A 16,313-nucleotide genomic window follows, 5' to 3' on the forward strand; every position below is an offset into this window, starting at 1 on the left:
CATGGAGCTAGAATGGTTGAATGTTGGAAAGATCGTCAATACACACGGAGTGCGCGGAGAAGTACGCGTCGTGTCAAAGACAGATTTCCCAGAAGAGCGCTACAAAAAGGGAAGCGTCCTCTATATTTTTAAGCAAGGTCAAAGCGAGCCGCTGAAAGTAACTGTCGCATCGCATCGCCAGCACAAACAGTTTGATTTGCTCACATTTGAAGAAATCAACTCATTAAATGAAGCAGAGCATTTGAAAGAATCAATCTTAAAGGTAGAAAAAGAACATCTTGGGTCATTAGACGAAGGAGAATTTTATTTCCACCAAATCATCGGCTGTGAAGTATACGATGAAGAGGACAAGCTGATCGGCCAAATCAAAGAAATCCTTACGCCAGGGGCAAATGATGTGTGGGTGGTTGGAAGAAAAGGCAAAAAAGATGCCCTCATTCCATATATACCATCTGTCGTCAAAAAGATCGATATCTCATCCAAAACCGTACACATTGAAGTGATGGAAGGACTTATTGACGAATGAAAATCGATTTCTTAACCCTTTTTCCTGAAATGTTCGAAGGTGTGCTTCACTCATCGATCTTAAAAAAAGCACAGGAGAAAGAAGCTGTCTCATTTCAAGTCGTCAATTTTAGAGAGTATTCGGATCATAAGCATAAAACAGTGGATGACTATCCGTATGGCGGTGGTGCTGGTATGGTACTGAAAGCGCAGCCCGTATTTGATGCGGTAGAAGATTTAACGAAGAAAGCAAGCACGAAACCCCGAATCATTCTTGTCTGTCCTCAAGGGGAAAGATATACACAAAAGAAAGCAGAAGAACTTGCAAAAGAAGAGCATCTTATGTTCATTTGCGGCCACTATGAAGGCTACGATGAGCGCATCAGGGAGCATCTTGTCACAGATGAGATCTCAATCGGAGATTTCGTCCTCACAGGCGGAGAGCTGCCAGCGATGATGATTGCAGACAGTGTGGTCAGGCTTTTGCCTCATGTGCTTGGAAAAGAAGCGTCTCACATCGAAGATTCATTCAGTACAGGTCTGCTTGAGCACCCGCACTATACAAGGCCGGCGGATTATAAAGGACTAAAAGTGCCGGATGTGCTCCTCTCTGGAAATCATGCCAAAATTGAAGAGTGGCGGCGCAAAGAATCCTTGAAGCGAACCTATACAAGACGGCCAGATTTGATCGATTCTTGCAAAACATTAACGGATGAAGAAAAAAGATGGCTTTGGCAGCTTCATAATGACTAGATTGTATTGCACACGGCATAGAGGTATGATATGATACTACTTGTGACTTGGACGGCTTGCTGATCCAAGTTTGAAAACGATGTTCCGCTGCAATGAAGAAAGAGGACATGAGCATCTGTTGGAAGGAGTTGAAAACGATGCAACATTTGATTGAAGAAATCACAAAAGAACAATTACGCACTGATCTTCCTGCGTTCCGTCCTGGTGACACTTTACGTGTACATGTTAAAGTTGTCGAGGGTACTCGTGAGCGTATCCAGATCTTTGAAGGTGTTGTAATTAAGCGTCGTGGTGGTGGAATCAGCGAAACTTTCACAGTTCGTAAGATCTCTTACGGTGTAGGCGTTGAGCGTACATTCCCTGTACACACACCAAAAATCGCTAAGATCGAAGTTGTACGTCACGGTAAGGTACGTCGTGCGAAACTTTACTACCTACGTGAACTTCGCGGTAAAGCGGCTCGTATCAAAGAAATCAGACGATAATGATATCAAAGGAAAGAGCTTGTTACCTGTAACAGGCTCTTTTTTTGTACAATGTATAGAGATAACAGGTAGAAGAAAGAAGGTGCACATATGACGATTCAATGGTTTCCAGGCCATATGGCAAAAGCAAGACGTGAAGTCACAGAAAAATTAAAACTCATCGACATCGTATTTGAATTAACCGATGCAAGAATTCCGATGTCCTCTAGAAACCCAATGATCGAAGAAATCCTTCAAAACAAACCCAAAATCATGCTCTTAAACAAAGCAGATAAAGCAGATCCTCGTATGACAAAGGAGTGGCAGGCGCACTTTGAGCAGCAAGGCGTTCGGTCACTTGCCATTAACTCAGTCGATGGACAAGGGTTAAATCAGATCATCACGACTTCAAAAGAAATTTTAAAAGAAAAATTCGACCGCATGAAAGCAAAAGGCGTCAAACCACGTGCCATTCGAGCACTGATTATCGGGATTCCCAACGTCGGAAAATCGACCTTAATCAATCGTTTAGCAAAAAGGAACATTGCCAAAACAGGAGACAGGCCTGGTATTACGACATCACAGCAATGGGTGAAGGTAGGGAAAGAACTAGAACTGCTCGATACCCCTGGAATCCTCTGGCCGAAGTTTGAAGATGAGCAGGTAGGACTCAGGCTTGCGGTGACTGGAGCGATCAAAGATTCGATCATCAACTTACAGGATGTCGCTGTGTATGCACTTCGTTTTCTAGAAGAGAATTACCCAGAGCGATTAAAAAAACGCTATGACCTAGCGGAGATACCTGAAGATACGGTTGAGCTGTTTGATGCAATTGGCACTAAGCGCGGCTGTCTAATGAGCGGGGGATTCATAAACTATGACAAAACCACCGAAATTATTATTCGGGATATTCGAACAGAAAAATTTGGTCCCCTCACTTTTGAGAAGCCTGAAAGCTAAAAGACACGCAGCTCATGCGGGTCTTTATTTTTTGCGAAAAACTGCCGATATAAAGAAGGAGGCTGCGAAAAAGCCTATGTACACGGTGAAGCAAATAAAAGAACTAATAGAAAAGCATGAAGGCGACGAGTCATACATTCGCGAGCTTGTGAAAGATGATACGAGAAAAAGTGTCCAAAAACTGATAGAAAAGTGGCGCAAAGAGAGAGAAAAGCAGCAAGCACTTCACGCAGCATGGCATGACATGCTGCAATTTGAAAACAAAGCAAAGGCGCAGGGATACACATGTATTGCTGGAATAGATGAAGCAGGAAGAGGACCGCTTGCCGGCCCAGTTGTGGCAGCAGCCGTTATATTAAAGGAAGAGACAGTCCTGCTCGGTTTAAACGACTCAAAGCAATTATCTGAGAAAAAAAGATTGGCTTATTATGATTTAATTCAAAAAGAAGCACTTGATATCGGAATCGGCATTGTTGATGCGGCTACGATCGATGAAATCAATATTTATGAAGCATCAAGACTGGCGATGGTAAGAGCTGTAGAGCAGTTAACTCATACACCTGATTATCTACTCATAGATGCCATGACACTCCCGCTTTCTACCCACCAAGAGAATATTATCAAAGGAGATGCAAAAAGTGCATCCATTGCAGCAGGTGCATGTATTGCGAAGGTGACAAGGGATCAAATGATGGGAGAGTACGGGCGTAAATATCCTGAGTATCAATTTGAAAAACATAAAGGGTACGGAACAAAAGAGCACCTGGCTGCGATTCAAACACATGGTGCTACCCCAATCCACCGATTATCGTTTGCGCCGGTGAAATCTGTTATATCATAAATTTTAATCTAAGGAGGCTGCCTGTGATGACAAGAGTTGAGGACATACATACAGCACTGAATAGCCGGCTGAATACGGCCGAATCGGTTCCATTAAACACCGAAGGGAAGGATAATGTTCATCGGCTGATTCTCGGCAAGGTACTAAAAATGCTTGGAGATGATACAGCCCTTGTTCAAATAGGCTCAACGAAAATAAAAGCACAGCTGGCGGCTCAGCTTAAAGCAGACGCGTTTTATTGGTTCCAATTTGAACAAGAGGGTGGAGGCAGCCTCAATAAACTAAGACCCGTTCAGCAATTTGATCAAGATCCTAAGACATTAAAGGATGCAGCAGCCAAACTATTAGAAGGTCTCTCACTGAAAAATGGGATTGAAAACATGCTGACGGCTACAGCTTTTTTAAAGGAAAAGCCGGTCATCAACGAAGGAGAGTTAAAAACGGCAGTGAAGTGGATCGAACAGCTTCAAGGAGCTGATGTGAAGAAAGGGCTCCAGGCACTTCTCTTTGCTTTAAAGAAAGATTTACCGATCCAGCAAGGGGTGCTTCAATCTATTTTAGCCGTAAAATCATCCTCTGCCCTTCACCAGGATATAACAGCGCTATTAAATCAATTAACACAGCTTCCGAAGCACACAGATGCCACACAGACCCTTATACAAGCCGTTCGGTCAGTTGTAGATGCAGAGACAGCTGTCCATGCAGAAAAGCTCTTATCGGTCCTTCTAGCAGCGAGAGAAGGCGTGGCGAAGCAAGACGGGAATTCACCAATAACGACTCCGCTCAATCCGTCTCAGCAAAAAGAAAATAGTCTTGCCTCAATTGTTCAAGAGCGTCAGCCGTCCCAAGTCCTTCAGACAAACGTGCAGCAGCAGTCAACAAGTCCAACAGCGCTGCAAATTCCGCTTCAGCAAATTGAGCGGATACTGACAAGCTTGATGAAACAAGGTGCAGACGGGCAGAAAGAGCCCAACTTAAAACAGCTCACAGCATTGCTGCAAGAGCTCCAGCAGGCAGGATCTCAGCCTGACGCAAAAGGAGCTGTGCTTCAAAAAGAGTTTCCCTTCCTGTCAAAAAGAGAGGCAAAAGCTTTGGCCCAGGTGGTGCAGCAGACTGAACCAACATTAAGCAATAAAACTGATGTGCTCGATTTACTTATGACGATGAAAAAGGCAATTGGTGTACGTGATGAAATCGGTATGCTGAAACTGCTCGAAAAAGGCAGCCAGGATGTCAAAAGTCAGGAGCTGCACCAATTAAAGCTTGTGCTGAATGATGTGAAGCAGGCGGATTTACCAGAGCCCATTAAAAAAGAAGTGGATCAATTATTTCATAGATTGAATGGGCAGTTATTTGTGCAGCAGGAGAACCAAACCGTCAGTCAAATGATGGTTTCCTATCCTCTTTTCTCAAAACATAGTGTTCAAGATTTAACCTTTATACTAAAGGGACATAAGAAAAAAGATGGCTCTATTGATATTTCTCAGTGCCGCCTGATGTTTTATCTAAACATGGAAAACCTTGAAGAAACCTTAATAGACTGTACGATTCAGCAAAAGGTCATGTCCATTACTGTCGAGACAGCCCATGAACTGCAAGGAACCATTAATCCGATGATTCCGGCTGTTCGGGAGAATTTAAATGCTCTAGGATACAGTTTAACGGGAATTACAGCAAAAAAGAGACAAGAGCCAGTAGATCCGTCTCAATTTCTAGATGAACACTTTCATAAAATCAGCGAGAAAGGGCTGGACTTACGAGTATGAAGGATTCAAAACCGCTTAGAAGAGCGGTCGCTCTGCATTACGATGAAGAAAAACAAAAGGCGCCAAAAGTCGTTGCAACAGGCAGCGGCTATGTGGCAGATCATATTATTGAAGAAGCAAAAAAGTCGGGAGTCCCAATCCAGGAAGACCGTAATTTAGTCGAACTCATGCGCCACTTAACATTAGATGAGGAGATCCCCGAAGCGTTATACGATACTGTAGCAGAAATTTTTTCGTTTATCTACAGATTAGATCAAAAAATGAAAAAATAAGGTAAAAAAGTGATTTGGCTGAAAAATTTATATTTTTAATAAAATAAAAGTTTGAATGTTTAGAAGGATTTTACGATTTTACATAGAACCCTAGACATTCTCTTTTTTATTCTTTAAAATGAAAGCGCAGTCTATTTTATAATTTTTGTTTCTACATATGTTGGGAGGATGGGAAATGAATATCCATGAGTACCAAGGAAAAGAAATCCTAAGAAAATATGGGGTTTCAGTTCCAAATGGTAAAGTAGCATTTACACCTGATGAAGCAGTGAAAGCATCAGAAGAGCTAGGGAGCTCTGTATATGTCGTAAAAGCACAGATTCATGCAGGCGGCCGTGGTAAAGCAGGCGGGGTAAAAATTGCAAAAACGAAAGATGAAGTGAAAGGGTTTGCAGAGGAATTGCTCGGCAAGACACTTGTCACACATCAAACAGGGCCTGAAGGGCGCGAAATAAAACGCTTACTTATTGAAGAAGGCTGCGATATTCAAAAGGAATACTATGTTGGACTAGTTTTGGACAGAGCGACATCAAGAATTGTATTGATGGCATCTGAAGAAGGCGGTACTGAAATTGAAGAAGTAGCAGAAAAAACGCCAGAAAAAATCGTCAAAGTGGTCATCGACCCAGCGATTGGCCTGCAAGGCTATCAGGCGAGAGAAGTAGCATTTAAAATTAATATTCCAACAAAATTAGTTGGCCAAGCTGTTAAGTTTATGACAAGCCTTTACAATGCGTTTATTGAAAAAGATTGTTCAATTGCTGAGATTAATCCACTTGTTGTAACAGGCGATGGAAAAGTCATGGCACTTGATGCAAAATTAAACTTTGATAGCAATGCCTTATATAGACAAAAAGATATATTAGAATACCGTGACCTTGATGAAGAGGATCCAAAAGAAATTGAAGCATCTAAATATGACTTAAGCTACATTTCTTTAGATGGAAATATTGGCTGTATGGTCAATGGAGCAGGACTTGCGATGTCTACAATGGATATCATCAAGCATTACGGCGGGGACCCTGCAAACTTCCTAGATGTTGGCGGCGGTGCAACAGCTGAAAAAGTAACGGAAGCATTTAAAATCATCTTATCTGATCAAAATGTCAAAGGGATTTTCGTGAACATTTTTGGCGGCATCATGAAATGTGATGTGATTGCAGAAGGTGTTGTTGAAGCGACGAAACAGGTCGGCTTAACATTACCACTTGTTGTACGTCTTGAAGGAACAAACGTTGAATTAGGGAAGAAAATCCTGAGTGATTCAGGCTTAAATATCACTTCTGCTGAGTCTATGGCTGACGGGGCAGAAAAGATTGTATCTTTAGTCAAGTAGAGCAGAAAGGCAGGGAACCTAAATGAGTGTATTTATTAATAAAAATACGAGAGTAATTGTTCAGGGGATTACCGGTTCAACCGCATTGTTCCATACAAAACAAATGATTGAGTACGGAACAAATATCGTTGGCGGTGTCACACCTGGAAAAGGTGGAACTGAAGTAGAAGGAGTTCCTGTATTTAATACTGTATCTGAAGCAGTGCAGACAACTGGAGCGAACGCTTCTGTTATCTATGTACCAGCACCATTTGCGGCAGATGCCATTTTAGAGGCTGTTGACGCAGAAGTCGATCTCGTCATTTGTATCACTGAACATATTCCAGTGCTTGACATGGTCAAAGTGAAACGGTATATGGAAGGGAAAAAGACAAGACTAGTTGGGCCAAACTGCCCAGGTGTCATCACACCTGAAGAATGTAAAATTGGTATCATGCCTGGCTACATTCATAAAAAAGGTCATGTGGGTGTTGTTTCTCGTTCTGGAACGCTTACATATGAAGCGGTACATCAGCTTTCAGAAGCTGGTGTTGGACAATCGACAGCTGTAGGAATCGGGGGAGACCCGGTAAATGGGACAAACTTTATTGATGTTTTAAAAGCATTCAATGAAGACCCTGAAACGCATGCTGTGATTATGATCGGTGAAATCGGCGGTACGGCTGAAGAAGAAGCAGCTGAGTGGGTAAAAGCAAATATGACTAAGCCAGTCGTTGGCTTTATTGGCGGTAAAACGGCGCCTCCAGGAAAACGTATGGGACATGCTGGTGCCATTATTTCTGGTGGTAAAGGAACAGCTGATGAAAAGGTAAAAACAATGCGTGAATGTGGAATTGAAGTGGCAGAAACACCATCTGTCATGGGAGAAACGTTGATTAAAGTATTAAAAGAGAAGAATCTCTTCGAAGCTTGTAAAACGCATTAATGACACAAGAAGACTTGTTCTTTGGCAAGTCTTCTTCTTTCTATCTTAAACTGGAGGAATGGTATGTACAACGTGTCCGAAAGAATGATTTTTCACCGCTTAAAAGGCCTCATCTCACCCTCATTATTAACAAAATGGTGGAAAGTCGATCCTGAGCTATATATAAATGAAGAAACACATCATTTTAAACAGGATCGAGAGTTACAAACGATCGACTTTACCCGCTTAAAAAAAGCTGAAGAAAATGAATTCCCCATTTTTCAACACATCGTTCAAGCCTATTTAAAGCAAAACATTCACATGATTCCCATCACATCACCCTTATATCCCAGCACACTAAAAAATATTTATGATCCTCCCCCTGTGTTATTCCTAAAAGGAAACGTATCATATTTAAATGAAGAAAAAAGTTTAGGTGTAGTCGGCACGCGAGTTCCATCGTCTTATGGAGAAGCATGTGTGAAGAAAATTGTTGGTGAGCTTGTAAAGGAAGATTGGATGATTGTCAGTGGTTTAGCTAAAGGAATTGATGGACTTGCACATAAAGAGTGCATCAGGAAAAAAGGAAAAACGATCGGCATTATAGCAGGCGGTTTTCAGCATTTATACCCAAAAGAGCATGAGCAAATGGCTCAATACATGGGCGAGCATCATTTGCTTTTGTCAGAGCACCCTCCTTATGTCAAACCAGAAAAGTGGCATTTTCCAATGAGAAATCGTTTAATTAGTGCACTGACGAAAGGAACCATCGTGATACAGTGCAAAGAAAAGAGCGGTTCTCTTATTACAGCCTATCAAGCACTTGAGCAAGGAAAAGAGGTATTTGCGGTTGCTGGATCCATCTTTGATCCTAATTCCACAGGTCCGGCAAGACTCATTCAGCAGGGAGCAAAGCTTGTTCATTCAACAAAAGATATTTTAGAGGAATTCTCCTTCCGCAGCGTTCAATATACTGAACCAACATAAAAATATCGTTTGACAAAAGACATCGGAATATTTAATAATAGTGAGGATTTAAGTTTACACTTTGTTTTTCGTGTTTATAATGATGTTCATCATAAAGAATTTTTAATAATTGCCTGTTAGATAGGTGCAATTAACATAAATATGAATTGGGAAATGTATAAAGAGAGAACACCTCTTAAGGGGGATTTTGAGTATGGCTGATTATTTAGTCATCGTTGAGTCGCCAGCAAAGGCGAAAACGATTGAGCGTTATTTAGGAAAAAAGTATAAAGTAAAAGCTTCAATGGGGCACGTAAGGGATTTACCGAAAAGTCAGCTCGGTGTTGATACTGAGCATGACTTCGAACCGAGATATATTACGATTCGCGGGAAAGGCCCGGTTTTAAAAGAATTAAAAACAGCGGCGAAAAAAGCAAAAAAAGTCTATCTCGCAGCTGACCCCGATAGAGAGGGAGAAGCGATTGCTTGGCATTTGGCACACAGCCTTGACCTTGACCTCTCTTCTGACTGCCGCGTTGTTTTTAACGAGATTACAAAAGATGCGATTAAGGATTCCTTTAAGCATCCACGTATGATCAATATGGACTTAGTTGATGCGCAGCAGGCAAGACGGATTTTAGATCGTCTCGTTGGGTATAAAATCAGTCCGATTTTATGGAAGAAAGTGAAAAAGGGCTTAAGTGCCGGACGTGTTCAATCAGTTGCACTCCGCCTGATTATTGATCGCGAGAATGAAATTAATGAATTTAAACCAGAAGAATACTGGACAATTGACGGTACATTCCTTAAAGGAAAAGAAAGCTTCGAAGCGAGTTTCTTTGGCCTCAATGGCAAAAAACATCCATTGAAAACAAAAGAAGATGTAAAAGAAATCCTTTCGAAATTAAAAGGAAGCAAATTCTCTGTAGAGAAAGTAACGAAAAAAGAGAGGAAACGTAATCCAGCCGTTCCGTTTACGACTTCTACTTTACAGCAGGAAGCTGCAAGAAAATTAAACTTCCGTGCGAAAAAAACAATGATGATTGCACAGCAATTATATGAAGGAATTGATCTTGGTAAAGAAGGTACAGTCGGTCTCATTACATATATGAGAACGGACTCAACACGTATTTCCAATACGGCGATTGAAGAAGTATCTGCTTTCATTGATCAGACGTACGGCAAGAATTTCTTAAACACAACAAAACGACCGGCCAAAAAGAATGAAAATGCACAAGATGCTCACGAAGCCATCCGCCCGACTTCTACGTTAAGAAAACCGGCAGATGTCAAGCATGTGCTAAGCCGCGATCAGCTTCGTCTGTATAAATTGATTTGGGAACGATTCGTGGCAAGCCAAATGGCGCCGGCTGTTCTTGATACAATGAGTGTGGATCTTGATCATAACGGTCTTACTTTCCGTGCGAATGGCAGTAAAGTGAAATTTCCTGGGTTTATGAAGGTTTATGTGGAAGGAAAGGACGACCAGCTAGAGGAAAAGGACAAAATGCTTCCTGATCTCAAAGAAGGGGATACAGTTCTTTCAAAAGATATCGAACCTGAACAGCACTTCACACAGCCGCCTCCGCGTTACACTGAGGCAAGATTGGTCAAAACACTTGAAGAGCTCGGTATAGGCCGTCCATCTACGTATGCACCAACATTAGATACGATTCAAAAGCGCGGCTATGTCGCACTTGATAATAAACGATTTACTCCGACAGAGCTTGGAGAGATTGTACTCAACTTAATCATTGAATTCTTCCCTGAAATCATTAACGTTGAATTTACAGCGAAAATGGAAAAGGAACTTGATAGTGTTGAAGAAGGTACGATCGAATGGGTTCGTATTATCGACAGCTTCTATCAAGACTTTGCAAAACGGGTAGAAAAAGCTGAAGCAGAGATGCAAGAAGTTGAGATTGAGCCGGAATACGCCGGAGTTGATTGTGAAGAGTGCGGACATCCGATGGTGTACAAAATGGGTCGATACGGTAAGTTCATGGCTTGCTCTAACTTTCCTGACTGCCGTAACACAAAACCAATTGTCAAAGATATCGGTGTCAAATGCCCGTCATGTCATGAAGGAAACATTGTTGAACGAAAATCGAAGAAACGCCGCATTTTTTACGGCTGTGATCGTTTTCCAGAGTGTGAATTCGTCTCTTGGGACAAACCAATTGAAAGAAAGTGTCCAAAATGCGAAAATATGCTTGTAGAGAAAAAGCTGAAAAAAGGCGTTCAAGTTCAATGTGTGAACTGTGATTATAAAGAGGAACAACAAAAATAGCGGTGAGCAGCCTTGTTCACCTGCTTTTTTATGTCATCAAACAGACCTTACGAAATAGGAGAGTTGTACAATGAGTCAATTTGTAAATGTGATCGGAGCCGGTTTAGCTGGAAGTGAAGCAGCATGGCAAATCGCTAAACGAGGCATTAAAGTCAATTTATATGAAATGAGACCTGTGAAACAAACGCCGGCTCACCACACAGATAAATTTGCGGAGCTTGTATGCAGCAACTCACTGCGTGCGAATGCTTTGACGAATGCAGTAGGTGTATTAAAGGAAGAAATGCGTCATTTAGATTCAGCTATTATCGCAGCAGCAGATGAAAGCTCAGTTCCTGCTGGCGGCGCGCTTGCAGTAGACCGTCATGAATTTGCAGCAAACGTGACAGACCGCGTGAAAAATCATCCGAATGTTACTGTCTTTCAAGAAGAGGTGCAGAGCATTCCAGAAGGTCCGACAATTATCGCGACTGGCCCGCTGACATCTGAAGCACTTTCCAAAGAATTAAAATCGTTAACAGGAGAAGAATATCTCTATTTCTACGATGCAGCAGCACCTATTCTAGAGAAAGACAGCATTGATATGGATAAGGTGTACTTGAAATCTCGCTATGACAAAGGAGAAGCTGCTTATTTAAACTGTCCAATGACAGAAGAAGAATTCGATCGTTTTTATGAGGCGCTCATTTCTGCTGAAACTGTACCATTAAAAGAATTTGAAAAAGAAATCTTCTTTGAAGGCTGTATGCCAATTGAAGTCATGGCGAAAAGAGGAAAGAAAACGATGCTGTTTGGTCCGATGAAGCCAGTAGGACTTGAAGATCCGAAAACAGGCAAAAGACCTTACGCTGTTGTTCAATTAAGACAGGATGATGCAGCAGGTACTTTATATAACATCGTTGGCTTCCAGACACATCTGAAGTGGGGCGATCAAAAGGAAGTATTCCGTTTGATTCCAGGTCTTGAAGAAGCAGAGATTGTCCGTTACGGCGTGATGCACCGTAATACATTTATTAACTCGCCAAGCCTTTTAAGACCGACTTATCAGTTTAAAAATAGAGATGATCTATTCTTTGCCGGACAAATGACAGGCGTTGAAGGGTATGTCGAGTCCGCAGCGTCGGGACTAGTGGCTGGTATTAACGCCGCTCGTTTTGTCAAAGGAGAAGAGCTTGTGACACTTCCGGAGGAAACAGCGATTGGCAGTATGGCTCACTACATCACATCGACAAACAAGAAAAGCTTCCAGCCGATGAATGCGAATTTTGGTTTGCTGAAAGATCTAGGAGTTCGAATTAAAAACAAACAAGAACGTTATGCAGAGTACGCTAAGCGTGCAATCGAAACTATTCAAACTATTTCGAAATCTCTGTAGTAAAACATTGCACGGAAAGCAAGATATGTGATACCATTTAAAAGCCTTAAAGAGGTGTAAAAATGACGAATAAACAGCGTCTTGTCCACTTATTCATTGAATATCTGCAAATTGAAAAAAACTATTCAGCTTTAACGATCTCAGGATATACAGAAGCCATTGAAGAGTTTGTCAGATTTATGAACATTCAAGGAATAGACGGTTTTGAAGAGGTATCCTATCAAGATACGAGAATTTATTTAACAGAAGCTTATGAAAAAGGCCTGACAAGAAGAACGATTAGTAAGAAAGTCTCTGCGCTTCGCAGCTTTTATAAATTTCTATTAAGAGAACAGCTTGTGAAAGAAAATCCTTTTTTACTCGTTAGCTTACCAAAGCAGGATAAGCGGATTCCTTCATTTTTGTATGAAGAGGAACTAAAAGAGCTTTTTACAGTTTCTGATGTCAGCACACCACTTGGGCAAAGAAATCAAGCCATTTTAGAACTTCTTTATGCAACAGGTATGAGGGTCAGTGAGTTATGTTCATTAAAAGAATCTGATCTTGATTTATCGATGGATACAGTGCTTGTTCATGGGAAAGGCAGCAAACAGCGGTATGTTCCTTTCGGGTCATATGCTCATGAAGCGCTCATTACTTATTTAGAGGATGGAAGGCAGAAGCTGAAAGCTAAGGGGAAAGACCGTGCTGATACTCATGTGTTTTTGAATCAGCGCGGGACGCCTCTTACAGACAGAGGTGTTCGATTCATTCTCACTGAATTAATGAAAAAGGCGTCAGGTACATTACATATCCATCCTCACATGTTGAGGCACACCTTTGCCACGCATCTCTTAAACGAGGGAGCAGATTTGAGAAGTGTTCAAGAACTTCTCGGTCATTCAAATTTATCATCTACACAGGTGTACACGCATGTATCAAAAGATTCTTTAAGAAACACGTACATGTCTCATCACCCAAGGGCTTTTAAACGATCCTAAAAGGAGGTTTTTTCATGTCATCATTTCATGCAACAACCATCTTTGCCGTTCAACATAAAGGAAAAAGTGCAATGGCTGGCGACGGTCAAGTTACTTTCGGGCAGGCTGTCGTGATGAAACACACAGCAAAAAAAGTGCGCCGTCTTTTCGGAGGCAAGGTGCTTGCAGGTTTTGCAGGTTCAGTAGCAGATGCTTTTACACTCTTTGAAAAGTTTGAAACAAAGCTTGAAGAATATGGTGGTAACTTAAAGCGGGCAGCCGTAGAACTAGCGAAGGAATGGCGAAGTGACAAGATGCTAAGGCAGCTTGAGGCTATGCTCATCGTCATGAATAAAGAAAGTATTTTGCTCGTCTCTGGAACTGGAGAGGTCATTGAACCAGATGATGGGATTTTGGCAATTGGCTCAGGCGGCAACTATGCGCTTAGCGCCGGGAGAGCTCTCAAAACCCATGCAGGTGATCATCTCACAGCGAGAGAAATTGCAAAGGCCGCTCTTGAAACGGCCGGAGAAATCTGTGTCTACACGAACGATCAAATCACTTTAGAAGAGCTTGAATAGAAAGGACATGAGACGTATGGAGAAAAAGCCGTTTACCCCAAGAGAGATAGTTGAAAAGCTTGATCAATACATCATTGGTCAGCTTGATGCGAAAAAAGCAGTGGCGGTGGCTTTAAGAAACCGTTACAGAAGAAGTCTTTTACATGATAAGCTAAAGGATGAAGTCGTTCCTAAAAACATTTTAATGATCGGCCCAACAGGTGTGGGGAAAACAGAAATTGCCCGCAGAATTGCTCGAATTTCTGGTGCGCCTTTTATTAAAGTGGAAGCGACGAAGTTTACTGAAGTGGGTTATGTCGGCCGTGACGTAGAGTCCATGGTGAGAGATTTAGTTGAAACAGCGATTAGACTTGTCAAAGAAGAAAAGATGAAAGATGTTCAAGAAGAAGCAGAAAAACAAGCAAATAAACGTCTTGTTCATTTACTTGTTCCTGGTAAGAAAAAGAGCCAGTCTGTGAAAAATCCTTTTGAGATGCTGTTTGGCGGTTCTGATGAAGATGACCGTGATCGAGATCATTCAAATGAAGAAGTGGAACTCGAATCGACAAGAAAGCGAATCGCTCATCAGCTGGCTATGGGAGAACTTGAAGATCATTACGTCACGATTGAAGTAGAAGAACAGCAGCCTTCCATGTTTGATATGCTTCAAGGCTCGGGTATGGAGCAAATGGGTATGAACATGCAGGATGCGCTCGGCAATCTCATGCCTAAAAAGAAAAAACGCAGAAAGCTGACTGTCAGAGAAGCAAGAAAGGCGTTAACGGCTGAGGAAGCTTCAAAACTGATTGATATGGATGAAGTCAGTCAGGAAGCGGTCTACAAAGCAGAGCAGCAAGGAATTATTTTTATCGATGAAATCGACAAAATTGCCAAAAGCGGTGGTGCATCATCTGCAGATGTTTCTCGTGAAGGGGTTCAGCGTGATATTTTACCGATTGTAGAAGGTTCAACTGTGATGACGAAATATGGTGCCGTTAAAACTGATCATGTGCTGTTTGTTGCAGCAGGTGCATTTCATATGGCAAAGCCATCAGATTTGATTCCGGAGCTTCAGGGACGTTTCCCAATCCGTGTAGAATTAGATAAATTAAGTATAGAAGACTTTGTGAAAATCTTAACGGAACCAGATAATGCATTATTAAAGCAATATAAAGCTTTACTTGAAACAGAAGGTATATCTCTTGAATTTTCTGACGATGCTATTCATAAGATTGCCGAAGTGGCTTATCATGTCAATCAGGAGACAGATAACATCGGTGCAAGAAGGCTTCATACCATACTTGAGAAGCTGCTTGAAGAGCTTTCATTTGAGGCGCCTGATATTACGATGGAGACAGTGACCATTACCCCTCAGTATGTCGAAGAGAAGCTAGGAAAGATTGCAAATAACAAAGATTTAAGTCAATTTATACTTTAACAAATGAATAAAGTAATCTAGGAGGATCATTATTATGGCGTTACTACAAAAAACAAGGATTATTAACTCAATGCTGCAAGATGCAGCGGGGAAACCAGTTAATTTTAAAGAAATGGCAGAAACACTAAGAGATGTCATTGATTCAAACATTTTCGTATTAAGCAGAAGGGGAAAGCTTCTTGGCTACTCCATTAATCAGCAGATCGAAAATGCACGTATGAAAAAAATGCTAGAAGATCGTCAGTTCCCTGAGGAATATACAAAGAGTCTATTCAATGTCCCTGAAACGTCTTCAAACCTTGATATTAACAGTGAATATACAGCTTTCCCGATTGAGAACCGTGACTTATTCCAATCAGGCTTAACAACAATTGTCCCAATTATCGGCGGAGGAGATCGTTTAGGTACGTTAATCCTGTCCCGCTTACAAGATACATTCACAGATGATGATTTAATTCTTGCTGAATACGGGGCAACAGTTGTTGGAATGGAGATTCTTCGCGAGAAAGCAGAGGAAATCGAAGAAGAAGCAAGAAGCAAAGCGGTTGTCCAAATGGCGATTAGCTCTCTTTCATATAGTGAGCTTGAAGCGATTGAGCACATTTTTGAAGAGCTGGATGGAAACGAAGGTCTTCTTGTCGCAAGTAAAATTGCAGATCGTGTAGGGATTACGCGTTCAGTGATCGTAAACGCCTTACGTAAGTTAGAAAGTGCAGGCGTAATCGAATCTCGTTCTCTTGGAATGAAAGGAACGTACATCAAAGTGTTAAACAACAAATTTTTAATTGAACTCGAAAATTTAAAATCTCATTAATCAAAAACCCTTTTTGGCCGAAATAAATGCTGAAAAGGGTTTTTTTATGTGAAAAAATGAGGATTTGTCCGAAAAATGTCACTCTTTTTTCCAAGAAACCCCTTACAAATC

General features: G+C 41.5%; 16 protein-coding genes. All 16 read left to right on the top strand.

The features are described from left to right. Position 1 precedes the first annotated feature (1 nt). Entirely contained in the window at positions 2–526 is a 525-nt protein-coding gene (gene rimM, locus MHB66_RS07650; protein WP_024424190.1) for a ribosome maturation factor RimM, read from the top strand. Next, a complete protein-coding gene (gene trmD / locus MHB66_RS07655) occupies positions 523–1,257 on the top strand; it encodes a tRNA (guanosine(37)-N1)-methyltransferase TrmD (RefSeq protein WP_024424189.1) in 735 nt (244 codons plus the stop codon). Before rimM ends, trmD begins: the two co-directional genes overlap by 4 nt. A 137-nt stretch (positions 1,258–1,394) precedes the next feature. Beyond that, positions 1,395–1,742: a 50S ribosomal protein L19 gene (rplS, locus tag MHB66_RS07660; protein WP_008354510.1), complete on the top strand. Its 348-nt coding sequence runs from the start codon at positions 1,395–1,397 to the stop codon at positions 1,740–1,742. Positions 1,743–1,832: 90 nt separating this feature from the next. Next, complete coding sequence (gene ylqF / locus MHB66_RS07665; RefSeq protein WP_046310915.1) at positions 1,833–2,681, top strand: ribosome biogenesis GTPase YlqF; 849 nt, start codon at positions 1,833–1,835, stop codon at positions 2,679–2,681. Between the two features lie 76 nt (positions 2,682–2,757). Then, positions 2,758–3,522 carry a ribonuclease HII gene (locus MHB66_RS07670; protein WP_046310918.1) on the top strand — a complete coding sequence of 255 codons (765 nt, stop codon included), beginning with the start codon at positions 2,758–2,760 and terminating at the stop codon, positions 3,520–3,522. Between the two features lie 26 nt (positions 3,523–3,548). Then, positions 3,549–5,288, top strand: coding sequence for a hypothetical protein (locus MHB66_RS07675; protein ID WP_046310920.1), 1,740 nt, complete (start codon positions 3,549–3,551; stop codon positions 5,286–5,288). Next, positions 5,285–5,560 carry a FlhB-like flagellar biosynthesis protein gene (locus MHB66_RS07680; protein WP_003211418.1) on the top strand — a complete coding sequence of 92 codons (276 nt, stop codon included), beginning with the start codon at positions 5,285–5,287 and terminating at the stop codon, positions 5,558–5,560. The genes MHB66_RS07675 and MHB66_RS07680 overlap by 4 nt, the downstream gene beginning before the upstream one ends. 175 nt (positions 5,561–5,735) lie before the next feature. Beyond that, entirely contained in the window at positions 5,736–6,896 is a 1,161-nt protein-coding gene (gene sucC, locus MHB66_RS07685) for an ADP-forming succinate--CoA ligase subunit beta (protein WP_024426972.1), read from the top strand. Between the two features lie 22 nt (positions 6,897–6,918). Then, complete coding sequence (gene sucD / locus MHB66_RS07690) at positions 6,919–7,821, top strand: succinate--CoA ligase subunit alpha (RefSeq protein WP_007499624.1); 903 nt, start codon at positions 6,919–6,921, stop codon at positions 7,819–7,821. Between the two features lie 63 nt (positions 7,822–7,884). Then, positions 7,885–8,787 (top strand): DNA-processing protein DprA, encoded by a 903-nt coding sequence (dprA, locus tag MHB66_RS07695; protein WP_046310923.1) that lies wholly within the window; start codon positions 7,885–7,887, stop codon positions 8,785–8,787. A 193-nt stretch (positions 8,788–8,980) separates the two neighbouring features. Further along, entirely contained in the window at positions 8,981–11,056 is a 2,076-nt protein-coding gene (gene topA, locus MHB66_RS07700; RefSeq protein ID WP_041108973.1) for a type I DNA topoisomerase, read from the top strand. Positions 11,057–11,126: 70 nt separating this feature from the next. Further along, positions 11,127–12,431: an FADH(2)-oxidizing methylenetetrahydrofolate--tRNA-(uracil(54)-C(5))-methyltransferase TrmFO gene (trmFO, locus tag MHB66_RS07705; protein ID WP_024424183.1), complete on the top strand. Its 1,305-nt coding sequence runs from the start codon at positions 11,127–11,129 to the stop codon at positions 12,429–12,431. 62 nt (positions 12,432–12,493) lie between these two features. Further along, entirely contained in the window at positions 12,494–13,411 is a 918-nt protein-coding gene (gene xerC, locus MHB66_RS07710; RefSeq protein ID WP_034281771.1) for a tyrosine recombinase XerC, read from the top strand. A gap of 14 nt (positions 13,412–13,425) precedes the next feature. Beyond that, positions 13,426–13,971 (top strand): ATP-dependent protease subunit HslV, encoded by a 546-nt coding sequence (gene hslV, locus MHB66_RS07715; protein WP_034281773.1) that lies wholly within the window; start codon positions 13,426–13,428, stop codon positions 13,969–13,971. Between the two features lie 16 nt (positions 13,972–13,987). Next, positions 13,988–15,388: an HslU--HslV peptidase ATPase subunit gene (gene hslU, locus MHB66_RS07720; protein ID WP_024424180.1), complete on the top strand. Its 1,401-nt coding sequence runs from the start codon at positions 13,988–13,990 to the stop codon at positions 15,386–15,388. 34 nt (positions 15,389–15,422) lie between these two features. Continuing rightward, positions 15,423–16,202 carry a GTP-sensing pleiotropic transcriptional regulator CodY gene (gene codY, locus MHB66_RS07725; protein ID WP_007499612.1) on the top strand — a complete coding sequence of 260 codons (780 nt, stop codon included), beginning with the start codon at positions 15,423–15,425 and terminating at the stop codon, positions 16,200–16,202. The last annotated feature ends 111 nt before the right edge of the window (positions 16,203–16,313 follow it).

Source organism: Bacillus sp. FSL L8-0167, from assembly GCF_038630295.1.
Taxonomy (GTDB): Bacteria; Bacillota; Bacilli; order Bacillales; family Bacillaceae; genus Bacillus; species Bacillus safensis.